The sequence below is a fragment of the Agrilactobacillus fermenti genome (assembly GCF_047943045.1).
In the GTDB taxonomy this organism is placed as follows: Bacteria; Bacillota; Bacilli; order Lactobacillales; family Lactobacillaceae; genus Agrilactobacillus; species Agrilactobacillus fermenti.
The window spans coordinates 2,472,214-2,488,216 of record NZ_CP181347.1; the positions used below are offsets into that span (position 1 = coordinate 2,472,214).

Annotated in this window: 16 protein-coding genes; 5 read left to right on the forward strand and 11 right to left on the reverse strand. The window is 43.3% G+C overall.

Annotated features, from left to right (window positions below):
* The first annotated feature begins 11 nt into the window (after window positions 1-11).
* From ACNAN0_RS12295 to ACNAN0_RS12310, 4 genes are all read left to right on the forward strand, one after another.
* A complete protein-coding gene (locus ACNAN0_RS12295) occupies window positions 12-1,358 on the forward strand; it encodes an acetyl-CoA carboxylase biotin carboxylase subunit (protein ID WP_416353444.1) in 1,347 nt (448 codons plus the stop codon).
* Between the two features lie 23 nt (window positions 1,359-1,381).
* Complete coding sequence (locus tag ACNAN0_RS12300) at window positions 1,382-2,128, forward strand: LamB/YcsF family protein (protein WP_416353445.1); 747 nt, start codon at window positions 1,382-1,384, stop codon at window positions 2,126-2,128.
* A gap of 120 nt (window positions 2,129-2,248) precedes the next feature.
* Window positions 2,249-3,412: an NRAMP family divalent metal transporter gene (locus ACNAN0_RS12305; protein WP_230913163.1), complete on the forward strand. Its 1,164-nt coding sequence runs from the start codon at window positions 2,249-2,251 to the stop codon at window positions 3,410-3,412.
* 206 nt (window positions 3,413-3,618) lie between these two features.
* Window positions 3,619-4,311: an N-acetylmannosamine-6-phosphate 2-epimerase gene (locus ACNAN0_RS12310; RefSeq protein WP_416353446.1), complete on the forward strand. Its 693-nt coding sequence runs from the start codon at window positions 3,619-3,621 to the stop codon at window positions 4,309-4,311.
* A gap of 319 nt (window positions 4,312-4,630) precedes the next feature.
* On the opposite strand, the gene ACNAN0_RS12315 is transcribed toward ACNAN0_RS12310, so the two are convergent.
* From ACNAN0_RS12315 to ACNAN0_RS12325, 3 genes are all read right to left on the reverse strand, one after another.
* Window positions 4,631-6,304 carry an oleate hydratase gene (locus ACNAN0_RS12315; RefSeq protein ID WP_416353447.1) on the reverse strand — a complete coding sequence of 558 codons (1,674 nt, stop codon included), beginning with the start codon at window positions 6,302-6,304 and terminating at the stop codon, window positions 4,631-4,633.
* Complete coding sequence (locus ACNAN0_RS12320) at window positions 6,301-6,657, reverse strand: ArsR/SmtB family transcription factor (RefSeq protein ID WP_416354207.1); 357 nt, start codon at window positions 6,655-6,657, stop codon at window positions 6,301-6,303. The genes ACNAN0_RS12315 and ACNAN0_RS12320 overlap by 4 nt, the downstream gene beginning before the upstream one ends.
* 162 nt (window positions 6,658-6,819) lie before the next feature.
* A complete protein-coding gene (locus ACNAN0_RS12325) occupies window positions 6,820-7,143 on the reverse strand; it encodes a DUF5808 domain-containing protein (RefSeq protein ID WP_416353448.1) in 324 nt (107 codons plus the stop codon).
* A gap of 201 nt (window positions 7,144-7,344) precedes the next feature.
* Between ACNAN0_RS12325 and ACNAN0_RS12330 the strand changes: the two genes are divergently transcribed.
* Window positions 7,345-7,854, forward strand: a complete 510-nt coding sequence (locus tag ACNAN0_RS12330) for a hypothetical protein (protein ID WP_416353449.1) — start codon at window positions 7,345-7,347, stop codon at window positions 7,852-7,854.
* Window positions 7,855-8,018: 164 nt separating this feature from the next.
* On the opposite strand, the gene ACNAN0_RS12335 is transcribed toward ACNAN0_RS12330, so the two are convergent.
* The 8 genes from ACNAN0_RS12335 to aroC form a co-directional block, all read right to left on the reverse strand.
* The gene (locus ACNAN0_RS12335; RefSeq protein WP_230913139.1) at window positions 8,019-8,741 is read right to left on the reverse strand and encodes a DUF1361 domain-containing protein; all 723 of its coding nucleotides are present in this window, start codon (window positions 8,739-8,741) and stop codon (window positions 8,019-8,021) included.
* A gap of 9 nt (window positions 8,742-8,750) precedes the next feature.
* Window positions 8,751-9,278, reverse strand: coding sequence for a shikimate kinase (locus ACNAN0_RS12340; RefSeq protein ID WP_230913138.1), 528 nt, complete (start codon window positions 9,276-9,278; stop codon window positions 8,751-8,753).
* Window positions 9,266-10,363, reverse strand: a complete 1,098-nt coding sequence (locus ACNAN0_RS12345; protein WP_230913137.1) for a prephenate dehydrogenase — start codon at window positions 10,361-10,363, stop codon at window positions 9,266-9,268. The genes ACNAN0_RS12340 and ACNAN0_RS12345 overlap by 13 nt, the downstream gene beginning before the upstream one ends.
* A 448-nt stretch (window positions 10,364-10,811) precedes the next feature.
* Window positions 10,812-11,528: a hypothetical protein gene (locus ACNAN0_RS12350; RefSeq protein ID WP_230913136.1), complete on the reverse strand. Its 717-nt coding sequence runs from the start codon at window positions 11,526-11,528 to the stop codon at window positions 10,812-10,814.
* A 127-nt stretch (window positions 11,529-11,655) separates the two neighbouring features.
* Window positions 11,656-12,372, reverse strand: coding sequence for a hypothetical protein (locus tag ACNAN0_RS12355; protein ID WP_416353450.1), 717 nt, complete (start codon window positions 12,370-12,372; stop codon window positions 11,656-11,658).
* 29 nt (window positions 12,373-12,401) lie between these two features.
* Window positions 12,402-13,136 carry a hypothetical protein gene (locus ACNAN0_RS12360; protein ID WP_416353451.1) on the reverse strand — a complete coding sequence of 245 codons (735 nt, stop codon included), beginning with the start codon at window positions 13,134-13,136 and terminating at the stop codon, window positions 12,402-12,404.
* Window positions 13,137-13,387: 251 nt separating this feature from the next.
* Window positions 13,388-14,674, reverse strand: a complete 1,287-nt coding sequence (gene aroA, locus ACNAN0_RS12365; protein ID WP_416353452.1) for a 3-phosphoshikimate 1-carboxyvinyltransferase — start codon at window positions 14,672-14,674, stop codon at window positions 13,388-13,390.
* Window positions 14,675-14,686: 12 nt separating this feature from the next.
* Window positions 14,687-15,862, reverse strand: coding sequence for a chorismate synthase (aroC, locus tag ACNAN0_RS12370; RefSeq protein WP_416353453.1), 1,176 nt, complete (start codon window positions 15,860-15,862; stop codon window positions 14,687-14,689).
* Between the last annotated feature and the right edge of the window lie 141 nt (window positions 15,863-16,003).

Consider the following 16,003-nt stretch of genomic DNA (forward strand, 5'->3'; position numbering starts at 1 on the left):
AGGTGCCTATTTTGAAAAAAGTGCTAATTGCTAATCGGGGCGAAATTGCCGTTCGTATCATTCGAGCCTGCCACGAATTAGGCTTAAAAACCGTCGCTGTCTATGCCACGGCGGATGCCCAAGCGTTACATGTCCAGCTCGCTGATGAAGCTGTTTGTATTGGTCCTGCCGATCCACAAAAAAGCTATCTCAACCAACCAAACATATTAGCAGCTGCCGCTAATACTCAGGCTGACGCCATTCACCCAGGTTACGGTTTTTTATCCGAGAACCCTGACTTTGCAGCCGCCTGCAACGATTCTGGTTTTACTTTTATTGGTCCAACAAGCCAAGTGATGCAACAGATGGGCGAAAAATCCCGTGCTCGGGCCACAATGCAAGCTGCTGGTGTGCCGATCACGCCTGGAAGCGACCATGAATTCACCACACAAACAGAAGGTCTAGCTGCCGCAAAAAAGATCGGCTATCCGGTTATGCTTAAAGCCAGTGCTGGCGGTGGCGGTAAAGGGATGCGCGTCATCCAATCTGAAGCTGAGTTCAAAGCACAATTTGATTTAGCTCAAAGCGAAGCTATCAATGCTTTTGGCGACCGCGAAATGTACTTAGAAAAATACTTAGCTCAACCACGACACATTGAAGTTCAAATCGCCGCTGATCAATTTGGCCAAGTCGCTATCCTTGGCGAGCGGGACTGCACGATTCAACAGCATCACCAAAAAGTGATCGAAGAGGCGCCAGCAGCAAAATTAGACGCCGCAACGCGCAAGATGATGTACACCGTGTCAGCGAACGCGGTCAAAGATATCGGTTATGTTGGCGTTGGCACCTTGGAATTTCTTTACAACGGTCCTAAGCAATTCTACTTCATGGAAATGAACACGCGCATTCAAGTGGAGCATCCGATTACAGAATTAACGACAACAACAGACTTAGTCCAATTACAGCTGCAAATTGCGGCTGGACGGCCGTTACCTTTCCAAACAACGTTTATCCAACCCCAACGCTATGCCATTGAATGCCGCGTCAATGCCCTTTCTGCTGGTCAGGTCACGGCGCTACACCTACCTGCTGGCAATGGGGTTAGGGTCGAAACCGCCTTATATCAAGGTTATCGCGTGCCACCTTACTATGATGCCATGATTGCTAAAATCATCGTTTTGGCCGATACTCGTCAACAAGCCCTAGCCAAACTGCGAGTTGCCTTAGATGAGACCGTCATTGCTGGAATCCATACAAATTTAGATTTCCTCATGGAATTGATCCAAGAACCCGATTATATCGCTAACCAAACAAACATCAATTGGTTAGACCAGTTGACCCAGCCAATCACACAGCATGCCGTTTTTACCGAGATTTAATAATCTTTAAGGAGTGTCTCTTTATGAAAATTGATTTAAATAGTGATTTAGGCGAAAGCTTTGGCCGCTACCATCTCGGTCATGATCCTGAAGTCATCCAATTAGTTTCCTCGGTTAACATTGCCTGCGGTTACCATGCTGGCGATCCTGACGTGATGGCGCACACCGTTCAACTAGCCGAAACAGCTGGCGTAGCAATTGGTGCCCACCCTGGCTTTCACGACTTACAAGGCTTCGGGCGGCAACGTTTCGATCTTCCCGCTGAAGAGATCCATAATATGGTCAAGTATCAAATTGGCGCATTGCAGGCATTCACTAAAACAGGTCAGCTGCATCACGTCAAACCGCATGGTGCCTTATATAACATGGCTGGGCAAGACCATGACATTGCTTTAGCGATTTGTACGGCCATTCAAGAAGTTGACCCCAACTTGCCCATCTATGGCTTAGCCCAAAGCCAGCTCATCGCCGCTGCTAAAGAGATTGGCTTGCCCTACGCAGAAGAAGTTTTTGGCGATCGTAACTATCAAGCTAATGGCGCGCTCGTGCCCCGCAGTCAAAATAATGCAGTGCTGACAGACCCTAAAGCAATCGCTCAGCGAACAGTAAATATGGTACAACAGCAAGCTGTGACCGCAGTTACTGGTGAACAGGTCACATTAAAAACAGATACACTCTGCGTTCATGGTGATAATGGCGCTGCGCTTGAAATCGTTAAAGCTATCCGTGCAGCTTTTGCACAGGCAAATATTGAAATTATTCGTTTCTAGGCAATACCTTCGAAAGGATGCATGCCCATGTTAAGAAATGCCAAGAATACTGAAGTTGAGACTACAACCCCATTAACGCCCGAAACAATTGCAGCTCGGAAACGCAAACGCAGTATTGCCATGGGCGCTGCCTTTTTGATGGCGATGGCGGCTGTTGGCCCTGGTTTCCTAACTCAAACAGCGATGTTTACCGGTCAAATGGGGGCAAATTTTGGTTTTGCCATCTTACTTTGTATCATCGCTGATGTGATCGTCCAGCTAAATGTTTGGCGCATCATCGTGGTCAGTGGTCAAAAAGCCCAAGTCATTGCCAATGAACTTTTCCCCGGCTTAGGTTACGTTTTATCTGGTATCGTGGCCTTAGGTGGACTGTTTTTTAACATTGGCAATATTGGCGGTGCTGGTCTAGGTCTGAACGTACTCTTTGGTATCTCCCCCGAAAATGGGGCAATTATTGCGGCCGCAATTGCTTTGGCGATTTTTGTCGTGAAAAATGCCCTAAGAACCATGGACCGTGCTGTTCAAATTTTAGCAGTCGTAAAAGTGGCTATTTTGATTTATATTATTTGGATCATGGCTGTCCCTTACCAAACAGCTGTGCAGCATGCCTTTATGCCTACTAAAATCGACTTTTATTCAATTGTCACGATCATCGGCGGCACCGTTGGCGGCTATATTTCTTTTTCAGGTGGGCATCGTCTCCTAGAAGGCGGTCTTAAAGGTAAAGAAAATATTCGTTATGTCAACGAAGGTGCCCTGACCGGTATTGGACTCGCTTCCGTTATCCGAATCATGCTTTTCTTAGCTGGCCTAGCAGTTGTTATGACCGGATATAAACTCGCCCCCTCCAACCCAGCTGCTTCTATTTTCCAATATGCCGCCGGTAATTTTGGTTACAAGTTCTTTGGGCTACTCCTATTTGCGGCTGGTATGACTTCTACATTAGGCGCGACTTTTACTTCGGTTTCTTTTCTGCAGTCAGCCACTCCCCAAACAGCTACTGTTAAAGAAGAAAAGACCCGTAAATGGCTTATCGTCACCTTCATTCTTTTTTCCACAGCGGTTTTTTACTTTATCGGTAACCCGGCAAAAGTCTTAGTCTTTGTGGGTGCTTTGAATGGGTTTGTTTTACCAATCGCTCTAGCAATATTGTTGCTGGCCGCTAATAAGGCAAAAATTGTCGGTAATTATACACACCCGCGCTGGTTGACCGTCACCGGCTGGCTAGTTGTCTTATTCATGACCTACGCCAGTATCAACACGGTCATTAACCTGATCAAATAAGTGTCACAAAAAATTAGCATTGAAATAGCAGTTTTTACAACGCCTTACAATCTTAGGTAACCCTAGACTACCGATTGTAGGGCTTTTCTTGTGACTAAAGCTAAGCGCGGGTATTCAAAGCTTATTTGCAAGAAAGTCTATTATTCGTTAAGCTTTAGGTAAACGCTATCAAAACTATTAATCGTTTAGAAAGAAGTATCAAACTCATGACAAATCATTTTTTACAAACCGTTAAAGGTCAGCTTATCGTTTCCTGCCAAGCATTGCCCGGCGAACCATTACATAGTTCTTTTATCATGGCACGCATGGCTTTAGCCGCTAAACAAGCAGGTGCAGTAGCCATTCGTGCCAATTCCGTCGTGGATATCCAGGCTATTCAAGACGAAACTCATTTGCCGATCATTGGGCTTAACAAAGTAGACTATCCTGATTCAAAGGTTTATATCACACCCACGATCAAGGAAATGCGTGCGGTTGCGGCCACCGGCGCTGAAGTCGTCGCCTGCCAAGTTACCGGTGAAACCCGGCCGAACAAAGAGTCATTGGCCGATAGCATTAAGCAGATACGCGCGGAGTTCCCAGAAACCCTCTTAATGGCTGACACCGCCACCCTTGCAGATGTCACAACAGCCACTAATTTAGGCTTTGATTTAATTGGTACCACCATGCATGGCTATACCGAAGCCACCCAAAATATGAATCTTACGGATAACGACTTTGCTTATTTAAAGGCCGTCTTAAAGGCAACTAAGGTCCCAGTAATCGCAGAAGGTAAAATTGACACGCCTGAAAAAATGCTTGCTTGTTTAAAATTGGGGTGTCATGCTGTTGTCGTTGGCGGTGCCATAACCCGGCCTTTACAAATCACGCAAAAATTTATTGCTGCTTTAAATAATTAACGCAATACATTTAAACCAAAAAACAGCCAATGTAACACGATAATTGCGTTATATTGGCTGTATTTTTGTTATCTTTAAATTAATCAAGGAGGTCTTAATGATGTCATTTGAAGAAATACTTTCCTTATAATGCTAAAGCAGAACCCCGAGTCGCTAAAGAAATACCTTGGTGGCCGTTCAATTAAAAATCGCTCAAATTTTATTCATTCAAACTAGCGAAATACCGCTTAACTCCAAAAGCGAATAGGCCGAAAATACCTGTCAGCCAGAGTAAGCCCCACATAACTTTTTTCAATACTTTCATCGTTAACCCCTCACTTTATCTAAACATTGTCTTGGTGGCACGAGCCATCACTTCAATGTCTTTTTCATAATGATGGACCGGTGTCAAATGCGTTAATGGAATGCCTAACAAGGTGTAAACAGCAATTTGCGCAGCGCGAATCGAATATTGCTCCGTAAAGACCATATCAAATGGCATTTCACAGAATTGACTGACAAAAGCTAAATTTTTAGAATGCTTTGGAACAACGGCTGGACGATCACCAACTGCCCGCCGGTTGAACAAGGCTGATGCGTAAGGCATATAAACAGGAATCACATTCACAACACTGGCCATGAGCGCTTCAGTATGCAGCGCAATATTGTCTTTGGCCGTGTCGACTTGAGCTAAATGGCCCAGCAATTCTTCTAACATTTCGCGGCCCGTCATTTCAATTGCTGGCTTTTGAACATAGTCACCATTTTGCCGTGGATTTAAGAAATAACCCCAAAAGACAGTTTCGTTAGGTTTTTGCGCTTTGAAATGAGGCTGATGGTGCACCACAATCGACAATAATGCCTTAGAATCAATCCAGGTATTCAAAGCATTTCCCGGCTCCTGTTGCGTGATCCGAGTAATCTGATTCAGTAGATCATGATTATTTGTCGTCACCGTAAAGCTGACCCACTCACTTTGCGAGCGATCATTGAAGAACTTATCAGGATGACCCAAACTATAAAACTGCTTGGCCGCCCGCCGCCACAACTGAGCACTGGGCGCATAGCGCAGATCCTCTTTGATTGGTGTATCTAAGTCGCCAATAGATGAACTATCTGTGATCGACCCATTGGTGTCAAACACAAGGTCATCCGGCTGAACCTTGATCGTACCTGTCTGTTTGGTTTCATCAACAACTTCATACTTTAACCCGGTCACAATGATATCGTCTTGTAAGGGTGTGTCTGCAAATTCGAAAGCTGTTACTTTTCGATTATTGATAAACGTAACGCCTCGTTCGGCTAAGTAATGCCGCATCGGTAAAATAATGCTTTCATATTGATTGTAAGGACTTCTAGTCACACCCTCTAGCGTATTGATCCGACTGAATTCTAAAATCATCCGATTCATATACCGGCGTAATTCCATAGCCGAGCTAGCTTTCTTGAAAGCAAAGGTCGTCTGCCACATATACCAAAAATTAGTCGTGAAAATATGGGGACTATTCTTAAACCAAGTCTCAATGCTGATATCGTTGAGCTGTTCTTCGTCTTTTTCCGGCAGCAGCATCAACTTGGTCAAAAGTGCGCGGTCTTTATTATTAAATTGCATATGCCGGTAATTATTATGATTAGGTTGGTTGCGGATCCCCTGCTTATCTATTAGCCGCGCCACATCATGGGTCGGATGGGCGTGGTCAAAGTTTAAAATATCATCGGTCACGCTTTGACCTGGATGATCCAATGACGGCACTGAAGCCAAAATATCCCAAAGATTTTCGTAGGTTTCTTCATTAAGCATCCGGCCGCCTTTAGCTAAAAAGCCCTTGGTATTGGTCATATCGTGATACCAATATTCATCTTCATAAGCCTTTGCGGTGGCCCCATCATTGGCCCCATGCTGCTCTAACCCAAGCATGGTAATCTGTGAGCCTTGAAAACCGCCATCGCGAATCAAATAAATACCAGCCGCTAAGTTGCCAATACCTGTCCCGATCATGTAAGCGTGTCTCATTTTTTTGACTTCCTTTCAGATTCGATCACTTTGGCCGCTGCCGAGTAGGGATAACTTGCTTTGATGGCAGCTAATAAGCTTTCTAACCGCAAAATCGTCTCATCCAAAGTTAAATAATAGAATTGCTGGGTGCCAGAACGGGTGCTCGAAATCATCCCTACATCTTTGAGCGCCCTCAAATTGTGAGAAGTTGCGGGTTGTGATAGTTCTAGCTTTTCAGCTAATTCATTGACCGTTAAGCCTTCTTCTAAATGTGAGCCTAAAAGAATAATTATTTTTTGTCTGGTTTCGTTGGACAAAGCATCTAAGTAAACAACATCGCGTTCAAATTCTTTAAGTGCCTGTTCTTGCATACGTGAATACTCTTGTTGCTGATCATTATGATTCAATTTGACCACCCCCAGTTAGTTTATATATTCTTATATTCGAATATAAGAATATTAATTTACAAAATCATTGTAACGCACTGTTATTTATTTGCAAGCGTTTTATTTAAAACAACTTATTCGCGAAGCTTAACGTTGCATCATCATTTGTACGATTGAAAAAATGACGAGAACAACTAATCTGACATAAATTAGAAACCCTATTGGATTGCGTAGGTTAATTGTCACGCCAATGCCATACCGCTTTTTCACAATTAATCTTTTTGAAGTCGCCTTTGGCTGCTGTTGTGAATTGGATTTGAAAGGTATGACTGTCATGAGGCCTAATCCAACTAGTAGGACTATCGCTATGATTAAATACCAATTTTTATGGGGTTTTGCCTTCATACGCGTCTGTTGGTTTACCGTCTTTTGCTGTAAATGCCTAAGTTGCTTCACCGTTTCTTTTTTCATAGTAACAACACTCTCTGTCTAATAAATAACAAATTCATTATTGATTCACACAATCGTAAATAAAAATTCATTGACTAATATTACCAAGATAATTAGATTGTAGATGTAGATTCACTGACTATTAGCCGATTCTATCATAATTTTAAGCTTAATCAATTGGATGGTATCGAGTCAAAACTTATAGATTGGCGAGGAATGATCATGAAAAAGAGAACATTAGCACTAAGTTTATTATTTTTAGCAATTATCTTAGTGACTTTATTTTTAGCACACTTGCAACTATTCACTTATCCCACTGCAAAAATCAAAGCGCTTGCTAACTTAAATATCGTCTATCTTTCTGCCATCATCAGTAGTCTAGTCGTCACAATTATCTCGGCTTTAACTCCTTTAATTGTCTTTAACATTGTGCAGAGCATTGGTAAATCGGGTGCAGATCCAGCTAAAAACCAACATCGGTTAGACGTCATGATTGCTTTTCTGATCAATAATCTATTTGTAGTTGGCGCAACTGTGATCGTTACGATGATCACTAAAAATCATATCGATCCTAGTCTCACCTTAGCGATTTATTATGGTGGCGTGTTGATCCAGCTTTACCTCAGCTATCTAGCTTTCAAACAACGGACAAAACAATATCTCTGGTTTGGCGTCATTGTTTTACTCCTTGCTTCAATCATGCCTAGTATGCAGTTGATACAGGGCTTGTGATTTTAAATTATAGGCACTACCGTTTGTCTAGCTTTTGAACGCCAGCCAAAACAAACGGTAATTTTGGGCAAAAGAAATAGCAGTCGTCATTAAACCGATACTTCTTAATTGAAGTTGCTAGGTTTATATCACGACTGCTATTGGTTTAGTTTTTTAATTCACGCTCACCGAAAAATTTCAGAAATTGGTAAGAGATAAGTGGATGCATAGCTTAACATTAAAAATACGCCATAAGTCAACGTAAATAACAATCCACTTTTCACATTTCGAATCACTTTAAAATGGGCAAAAAACTTATGTAGAAACGATGTGGGGTGCAGAATATCCCAGCTGTTAAAGCGGATATAACGGCCGAGGTAGACTCCGAAGCTGACCATTAAAATAAGCAAGATCGTAACCAGCCAAAATAAAACTAAGTGGGCAGTTACAAAAGCATTAGAATCCACGACAATAAAGTAAGTATATTGTAGAATCACAATGTTTAAGGAATTATCCAAGACGCCAGATAAGGCAAAACTCAAAACTGAGATAATATCATACCAAATGGGTACCTCTTTGGTATCTTGTTCCCGATGGTTCAAGTTCAATTCCGTCACAAGATAAGCCGAGTTGGGTAGTAATAATAACCAAGCCAATAACCCCATAGTTAAAATTACCAGGGCGACACTGTGCAGCCAGAGCAATTGGGTCAGCGCAGTTATGTAGGTCAAACCCGTATAAATGCCTAGTACAAGCAGTAACCAACCTAAAGGCAGTAAGGCCAAATAGAAATTCTTGATCATGGGGCGATATAGCTTAACCTTGAAAAGCTTGGGCCGCAAAAGAATCAAGCCGATTGCATATAAATTAAAGAGCACCGAAACGCCAATCAATATTAAAATACTCATAACTAACTCCTAATTATGATTTTTAGAATTACGTGCTTGTAGTACTTGGGCTTTGATCGTTGCCACAATCGTCTCTGGTGTCACCTCAGCCGTCAATAGCGTCAAGTCACTGACTTCCTGATAAAAAGCTTCACGGCTAGCCACCAATTCAGCGAATCCCGCGGCATCTAATTTAGCGGCAATAGGTCGATTGGTATCATTTGCGACGCGCTGATTCAAGACTGGGGCGGGGGCTTTTAAATAAATAATTGGTGCCAAGGTATCCTGTAATAGTTGGCGGTTGATGGCCTGCGTGACTACGCCGCCGCCTGTGGCCACCACCACATCATCATTTAATGCGGCTTTAAGTGCTTGAGTTTCTAGTCGACGAAAGCCTACTTCTCCCACCGCAGCAAAAATTTCCGGAATTGTTTGTTGATTATCTGCCACAATTTTTTCATCTAAATCAATTAAAGGTAAATTGGTTTCTTGGGCTAATAACCGACCAATTGTTGTCTTACCGGCCCCCATGAAGCCTACTAATACTAATCTTGCCATGTGGCGACCTCCTTTTTTATATCAAGTAGCTGCTGCGCGCGCTGTAAATCTCTGGCATTTGCAAAGGTCAATTGCAAAACGCCATTAACCTCATCGCGCGTCTCTAAAATCTGTATATTCACCAAATTGATATTGGCTTGAGCTAATTTTGTCGTAATCTGCGCGATCGAACCGGCTTTATCAGGAATATCCACATGAAGATCGTAAAATCCCGGTAACGCGCCTGTTTGCTTATCAGCTTCAATCTTTTCCCGGGTTATTTTAGCCTGCCGAAAAAAATCAAAGATGGCTGCACGATCTTGTGTCGTGATCAATTGCTCCAACTGATGCAGGCCTTTTTCATAATCATACAATAAATTCAAAATTTTGGGGCCATTCGTGTCTAAAATATCGACCCACATTTCCGGGTCACTAGAAGCAATGCGCGTCATGTCTCGAAAACCACCAGCCGCCAAGCGTAACATACCGCGATCGTTTCGCAGATCCTGGCTCGCTAAATTTACGAGACTCGCTGCTAAGATATGGGGGACATGACTTAATAACGCCACGAGTTGATCGTGTTTTTCTGGTGAAACTTGCAAAAACTTGGCATTGGTGACTTGCAGTAGCGCCTGCAACGTTTGTACGGCAGTAATTGATGCCTCTTTGGCTGGTACCAGTAGGTAAAATGCACTGCGAAAAAGATCACAATTTGCTGCCTGGACGCCCGACTTATGCGACCCCGCCATCGGATGGCCGCCAATAAAGGTGATCCCCTTAGCTTGTAATCCTTGGGCCGACGCTAAAACAGTCTGTTTGGTACTACCAGTGTCAGTCACGATCACTCCTGGTTTCAGCGGCAAAGTCGCTAATTGCTGTAAGGTCTGATTGATAACCTGTACTGGCGTGGCTAAAATGATTACATCTGCTCGCGGCGCTTCTATCGCTAGGCTTTCACCAACCACATCGATCACAGCTGATTGCTTGGCTAACACCAAATCATCTTTATTTTGATCTAGCCCGACCACTGTATGATCGGTAAACTTCACCAAAGCTTGGGCCAGCGACCCCCCGATCAGTCCTAAGCCATTAATTAAAATACGCATGTCCTGTGCCTCCTCAATTGCCGATCCATCACCAGTTATACTAAAAAAACCCGATTGCAATTAAGCAACCGGGACGCCAAAGCGCGGTACCACCCATATTCAACGAAAAAACTCGTCACACTCGATTTGATGATCTATCATGATTAATTAACTATAATTCATCCACTTTTCCTGCTTGGTTTGCACCGACCACCAATTCGCTGAACACTGAGAAAAGCAACTACTTAAATTAGAATAAGATGAGAATAACACAACCAGGAAATACTGTCAACAGACCACTTCCTAGATACATACGCTTGCATCACCACCACTATTAATGAACCCTTAGCTCTATGAAACTCACATTTATGAGTGGCCTTCATTAAAATTATATAATAATCAAAAAACCGACGGCACAATGGCAGTCGGCAAGTATCATACAATAATTAATTCACCTAGAATATAACCCCTAAATCAGTGATGGTGACACATAGGCTGTATTGATCCACTGGCGATCACTGCCTAGTTTCACATAAACTTGACCATTAATAGATTTCACATCAAAGGTCAAATAGCCGACATCCGTGTTGGTTATTTGGCCCGTTTTTTGGCCAGTTTGATCTACTAAAACGTTATTAGGCGCTACCCGGACGATTTTTGTCGCCATGTATGGGAAGGCTTCCAGCGAGGCCCACTGATTATGGCCTAGATCAATTGAATAAATGCCATCAGATTGGTTCACAAAATCAACTTGCGTAATCGCCCAATTCGAAATTTTCGTGTCTAATTTACCGATTGGCTGCGTCAGTTGCGGATCACGATAGAGTTGAATTGCTTTACCACCCGAAAAAGCAGAGCGATAAATGTAAGAACCCGGCGCAACACTATGATAAGCTGCCGTCGAATGTACATCTACCCATTGATTGTTACCCAAATCAAGTGCTAGTGCTTGACCCGCTTCATTTACAGCTACTTGAAAAGTCTGCCACTCGGTAATCTTTGGATCTAACCGACGTCCTGTATTTTGCGTCAATGCCGCATCAGAAAAAATTGGTTTTGCATTGCCATTTGAATGATAAATCGTCTGTCTAGGCTCAATTGTTACTGCCGCCTGAGCCTGGGTGACACCAACCAGACCGCTCCCAATCAGCAAAGCAATGCCTAATAGTAATTTTGGCCACTTCATTTTCTTGTCCTCCTGTAAGTCCTTAAAATGCTATCAAATTAAATGAAACCTGTCTGTCTAACACCTTTGATACCCGCATTTTAGCACCAAATTTAGCCCAAAACGAGTTTTAAGCCTTGACCTCAAATCAAGACAAAAATAAGCTACCAGAACGGTATTTTACCCATTGGTTATTGGTACCTAATTTGACATACGTCTCGCCATTAATTGTCAGCGCACCAAATATTTTATAGTTCATGGTCGCGGTGATTGCGCCAATGGTATGGCCTAATCGATCATACAAAGGCTCTCCAGCTTTAAAATAATAACTATCATTTATTAAAGTCACATCTTTAAATAAAACCCACTGATTTTGCCCTAGCTCGATTGCCCGTGTCGAATAGGTTCCTGAACCATAAGCAACACGCAAAATACGCCACTCACTTATACTCGGATTTAATTCACCAATTTTATTCAGACCTAAAGCATCACTATAAATTGGTACTGGCTTAGCCGCTGAGAACACTTCTAAAAAACGTGTCGGCTGACCTAATGACAAATTTACCCCATCAGCAGTCTTGACCCATTGATTATCTCCTAAATCTTGAGCCACAATATGGTCTTGAATTCTTGCTTCACGGATCACTTTCCATTCTGATATGCCAGTATTTAAGTGCTGCTTAGTTGCTACGTTTGTTTCTGGATCTGAATAAATTGGTGTTGGCTGATTACCTGAACTGAAAATGATGTTCGTCGCCGGTTGAATCGTCAAATCATTTTCAACTGCTGCGTTGACCGGCTGCGTGCCAATGATCAAAGCCCCCAAAGCAACAAATAACCCCATAAATCGTTTGCTTAACTTCATGCTTTATTGTATCTCCTGTCCGTCAAAAATTAATAAGGTGTGCCTGAATTATAGTAAGCCCATTGATTGTTACCGCCGATTCTGACAGCTATTTGATTATTTAGTAATTTAGATTCAAGAACTTTATAGGTATAATGCTGATCATTCTTTAAAATCGTAGTTACGTTGCCATTTTGATCATATAATGGTGTCCCCGTCATAAAATAAAAAACATTATAGATAGGTTCAGTAGTGCTGGTCAGTTTCCCGACCCATTGGTTGTCCCCTAAATCAAAAGAGAAACCATAGTAGTCGCTTTGATCTACATTAGAGACGCCCGTGATGCGCCAATGGCTGATTTGGGGATCTAAAGTACCAATTGCCTTGGTTAAATAGGGATCACTATAAACCGTTAGCGCACGACCACCGGAGAAATATTCTTTATACATACCATTTTCTGCTGAGTAGTTACGAATGACTTCAAGCCGTTCAGGGGTATACTGCACGACTTTGACCCATTGATTGCCACCTAGATCCACAGCAACTTTTTTGCCATTTGCATCAAGCGCCATCTTGAAAGTTTTCCAAGCATTGATTTTAGGATCCAGATTTTTGTGAAGCGGTTGTGTCAATTCGGGATCACCGTATAGCGCTACTGTTGCCCTGTCTGAATAATAGACAGCATCATCACTTTCAATTGTTAGAGCTGCATGAACGGTTTGGCTGCTAGTTACAATTACCCCAAAAACGATGAGCGCCCCAATGATTAATTTATTGAGTTTCATTTTTCTCCTCCTAGTACATTTGCACTATATCCTTAAAAAAAGTCCAGTCGTCATTTATCTAGCGCTGCTAAGGTTCTGCGCTGTTCAGAAGTAAGAGTATAGCATCTTCTATCCCCCACCTACCACCAGATAGCAACTCCTTTAGAAATACTTACAAAGATATAAAAATTTAAATTTAGCATAATAAAAAACACGATTCTCTCGTGTTTTTTATGAACTATTTAATTAAAGTCATTCATAGACATATAAGCCTAGTTAACCAATCCCAACAAATCTTCATAGAACTTAGGATAAGAGACGGCCACCGCATCAGCGTTTTCCAATGTAAATTGGTCTTTACTCAACAAAGCCGCCACCATCAACATCATAGCAATGCGGTGATCGCCATGGCTATCCAATTGTGCGTTCACCGCATGTAAAGGTGTCGGCCCAGTGATGACCATCCCATCCGGTTTTTCTTCAATATGCGCGCCCATTTTCCGTAATTCTGCCGTTACAGTGGCGATACGATCGGTCTCTTTAACCCGCAGTTCTGCCGCCCCAGAAATCGTTGTGACTCCTTCTGCTTGCGTGGCACAGAGCGCGACTAACGGTAACTCGTCGATAATACTTGGGATCATATCAGCGGTAATGTGCATTGCTTGTAATGACGCTGACTTAATTTTCAAAGTTCCCGTAGGCTCAAACCCACTATCCGCCTGTATGACTTGAATATCGCTTTGCATCTGTCCTAAGACTTCTAAGAAGCCAATGCGCGTCTGATTCAGGCCGACATTGAGCAAAATGACTTCACTATTAGGCAATAGTGTCGCTGCCGCAATGAAGAAAGCGGCTGATGAAGGATCGCCGGGAATTGTAAACGTTTGACCTGTCAAATTAGTCTGGGGTTTGATCTTTAACGCTAACCCTTTTTGTTGTATGTCGCCCCCAAATAAGCGCAACATGCGTTCTGTATGGTCTCGGGTAGCTAATTTCTCTGTTAAGGTCGAGGGCCCATCTGCCTGTAAAGCCGCAAAAATCAAGGCACTTTTCACTTGAGCGCTGGCTACGGGCAATTGATAATCAATGGCCTGCAAGTGGGTATTGCTAGCTACTTCAATGGGTAGATGACCAGCAGTTGCGGTCATTTGTGCCCCCATTTGTGTTAAAGGCGCCAAAACTCGACCCATCGGGCGCTGACTCAAAGAGGCGTCGCCAATAAAGCGCATGGGAAAAGGCTGTTTGGCTAACAAACCTAATAATAAGCGCGTGGAGGTCCCAGAATTCCCCATATCTAAAGACTGCTTAGCTGGCTTGAAACCATGAAAGCCCACACCCTCAATTGTGACGCTTGTCTCATCTCGACTGATCGTGACCCCGAGTTTTTCAAAAGCCCCTATCGTTGCCAGACAATCGGCGGAAAACAAAAAGTGCCGTGCAACCGTCCGACCTTTGGCTAGTGCACCAAACATGACGGCTCGGTGCGAGATACTTTTATCTCCAGGTACTTGACACGCCCCGTTCAGTTGAACAGGCCCTTTGGTTAATTTCATAGCCATATATCGATCTCCTTAATAATTTTTGAGTTCATTTTTATAAGCCTCGAATTGCGCTTTTAGGCGGGCCATAGCGTTGGCGTCAAACATTTCTAAAATGGCCTGAGCCAAAGTGATGGCAGTCATAGCTTCAGCCACGACTGCCGCTGCCGGAACTGCCGTCGTATCCGAACGTTCCACATTGGCTTGATAAGCTTTTTTAGAATGAATATCCACACTGCGTAAGGGTTTATAGAGTGTGGGGATCGGTTTCATCACTGCTGTCAGTTCAATAGGCATCCCATTGGTCATGCCACCTTCAAAGCCGCCAAGATGGTCCGATTGACGATAAAAACCTTGCTGCGCATCATAAAAGATCTCATCCATATCCCCACTGCCAGGATGATCAGCTAAGTCGAATCCATCACCGAAAGCCACACCTTTAAAAGCGTTGATGCCAACAATTGCCTGGGCTAACTGACCATCTAATTTGCGATCAGCACTAACATAGCTGCCCAACCCAGCCGGTACACCCGTGGCAATGACTTGAACAATGCCACCCAAGGTATCACCAGCTTTTTTAGCCTGATCAATGGCTATTTTCATCGCTGATTCAGCCTGATCATCAAACGTTCGAACGGCACTGATCTCTGTCTTAGCACGTAAATCAGCCAATGTTTTAAACGTATCTAATTTTGTTTGATCTGCTGCCACCGGGCCGATTTGACGCACAAAGCCTAAGACATCGATACCTAAAACTTGCAATAATTGTTTGGCCACACTACCCACAGCCACACGCATGGCTGTTTCCCGGGCACTAGAACGCTCCAACACATTGCGCAGATCTTGATGTTGATACTTCATGCCCCCCACTAGATCCGCATGTCCGGGGCGCGGCTTGGTGACTTGACGGACAGAATTTTCGGGTGTGGCTGGATCTGTCGGCGACATCACGGACTGCCAATGGGCAAAATCCTTGTTGGGCAGTTGAATCACTAAGGGCGAGCCCAAGGTCAATTGATGGCGTAGCCCTGCCGTGATTTGGACTTCATCTGTTTCGATCTTTTGCCGGGCACCACGACCATAGCCTTGCTTGCGACGCTTCATGTCTGCATTGATCTGGGCAATATCCAATTTTAAGTTAGCTGGCAGCCCCTCAATGATTGCGGTCAATTGAGGACCATGAGACTCTCCTGCTGTAAAATAACGCATACTTACCTCCGAAAAAGTTTTATATTTATTATAATAACATGAAAAATATATGAGAGTGTGACGAATGCTACCTTGGGTTGGTCAAAATAAAGGCGAACAACGAATAGCTCAAATGGCAAGCCCACCATTTGTCGTAATTCT

Bases quoted from the DNA above. Each gene is read 5' to 3' on its own strand.
- ACNAN0_RS12300 (WP_416353445.1), top strand. From the start codon at position 1,382: ATGAAAATTGATTTAAATAGTGATTTAGGCGAAAGCTTTGGCCGCTAC.
- ACNAN0_RS12305 (WP_230913163.1), top strand. From the start codon at position 2,249: ATGGGCGCTGCCTTTTTGATGGCGATGGCGGCTGTTGGCCCTGGTTTC.
- ACNAN0_RS12310 (WP_416353446.1), top strand. From the start codon at position 3,619: ATGACAAATCATTTTTTACAAACCGTTAAAGGTCAGCTTATCGTTTCC.
- ACNAN0_RS12315 (WP_416353447.1), bottom strand. From the start codon at position 6,304: ATGAGACACGCTTACATGATCGGGACAGGTATTGGCAACTTAGCGGCT.
- ACNAN0_RS12320 (WP_416354207.1), bottom strand. From the start codon at position 6,657: ATGCAAGAACAGGCACTTAAAGAATTTGAACGCGATGTTGTTTACTTA.
- ACNAN0_RS12325 (WP_416353448.1), bottom strand. From the start codon at position 7,143: ATGAAAAAAGAAACGGTGAAGCAACTTAGGCATTTACAGCAAAAGACG.
- ACNAN0_RS12330 (WP_416353449.1), top strand. From the start codon at position 7,345: ATGAAAAAGAGAACATTAGCACTAAGTTTATTATTTTTAGCAATTATC.
- ACNAN0_RS12335 (WP_230913139.1), bottom strand. From the start codon at position 8,741: ATGAGTATTTTAATATTGATTGGCGTTTCGGTGCTCTTTAATTTATAT.
- ACNAN0_RS12340 (WP_230913138.1), bottom strand. From the start codon at position 9,278: ATGGCAAGATTAGTATTAGTAGGCTTCATGGGGGCCGGTAAGACAACA.
- ACNAN0_RS12345 (WP_230913137.1), bottom strand. From the start codon at position 10,363: ATGCGTATTTTAATTAATGGCTTAGGACTGATCGGGGGGTCGCTGGCC.
- ACNAN0_RS12350 (WP_230913136.1), bottom strand. From the start codon at position 11,528: ATGAAGTGGCCAAAATTACTATTAGGCATTGCTTTGCTGATTGGGAGC.
- ACNAN0_RS12355 (WP_416353450.1), bottom strand. From the start codon at position 12,372: ATGAAGTTAAGCAAACGATTTATGGGGTTATTTGTTGCTTTGGGGGCT.
- ACNAN0_RS12360 (WP_416353451.1), bottom strand. From the start codon at position 13,136: ATGAAACTCAATAAATTAATCATTGGGGCGCTCATCGTTTTTGGGGTA.
- aroA (WP_416353452.1), bottom strand. From the start codon at position 14,674: ATGGCTATGAAATTAACCAAAGGGCCTGTTCAACTGAACGGGGCGTGT.
- aroC (WP_416353453.1), bottom strand. From the start codon at position 15,862: ATGCGTTATTTTACAGCAGGAGAGTCTCATGGTCCTCAATTGACCGCA.